Origin of the sequence: Allobosea psychrotolerans (genome assembly GCF_002917105.1) — a bacterium.
In the GTDB taxonomy this organism is placed as follows: domain Bacteria; phylum Pseudomonadota; class Alphaproteobacteria; order Rhizobiales; family Beijerinckiaceae; genus Allobosea; species Allobosea psychrotolerans.
In genome coordinates, this window is record NZ_PQFZ01000056.1 from 1 (window position 1) to 1,029 (window position 1,029).

The 1,029-nt window shown below is 63.9% G+C and carries 1 protein-coding gene; it reads left to right on the plus strand.

Annotated elements, in window-relative coordinates; translation table 11 throughout:
* Positions 1–34 precede the first annotated feature (34 nt).
* Positions 35–982: an IS110 family RNA-guided transposase gene (locus CYD53_RS29770; protein ID WP_103721677.1), complete on the plus strand. Its 948-nt coding sequence runs from the start codon at positions 35–37 to the stop codon at positions 980–982.
* The last annotated feature ends 47 nt before the right edge of the window (positions 983–1,029 follow it).

Below are 1,029 nucleotides of genomic sequence, written 5' to 3' on the forward strand. Positions count from 1 at the left end.
CTTGGGCCCGAGCCCGCATTTGCAAGGATGGGTCATGGATGAAGCTCTCGCTGTTTTCGTCGGCATCGACGTATCCAAGGATCGCCTCGACGTTCATCTCCGCCCCTCGGGAGAGACCTTCTTCGTCTCTCGCGACGGCCGAGGGTTAGACGAGCTGACGGCACGCCTGGCGGCCTGTCCGGTCGCCCTGGTGGTGATCGAGGCGACCGGCGGGTTTGAAACCACGGTGGCGGCCGCGCTCGCCGGAGCAGGCTTGCCGCTCTGCGTCGTCAACCCGCGTCAGATCCGCGACTTCGCTCGCGCCATGGGACGACTGGCCAAGACCGACGCCCTCGACGCCGAAGTGATTGCGCTCTTTGCCGAGCGGATCAGGCCACAGGCCAGAGCCGTCCCGGCTCCGGAGGCGACGAGACTGGCCGAACTCGTTGCAAGGCGCCGTCAGATCATCGAGATGATCGGGATGGAGGCCAATCGTGCGCGGCGCATGCCTGACAAGCGCCTCGCCAAAGGGCTCGCCCGGCACATCGCCTTCCTGGAGAAGGAGCTGAGCGAGATCGACCGCACCATCGGTGACGGCATCAAGAACTCGCCAGCATGGCGCGAGACCGAAACATTACTCAAGTCCGTGCCCGGGATTGGCGATGTCACCGCCCGCACTCTCATCGCCGAAGTTCCCGAGCTTGGCTCCATCGACCGCCAGAAGCTCGCAGCCCTCGTCGGCGTCGCACCGATGAACCGCGACTCCGGCATGATGCGCGGCCACAGAACCATCGTGGGAGGCAGAACCTGCGTCCGCAACACCTTGTATATGGCAGCGCTGGCCGCCATTCGGCACAACGGCGTCTTCAAAACCTTCTACGAGCGCCTCACCACGAGAGGACGACCCAAAAAAGTCGCCATCGTCGCCGTCATCCGAAAGCTGCTCACAACCCTCAACGCAATCGTCAGAGACAACACACCCTGGCGAACACAAAACCCTTGACCAACAACACAGCCGCTCATCCGGCGCTGCGCGCCACCTTCTCCCGC

Bases quoted from the DNA above. Each gene is read 5' to 3' on its own strand.
- CYD53_RS29770 (WP_103721677.1), top strand. From the start codon at position 35: ATGGATGAAGCTCTCGCTGTTTTCGTCGGCATCGACGTATCCAAGGAT.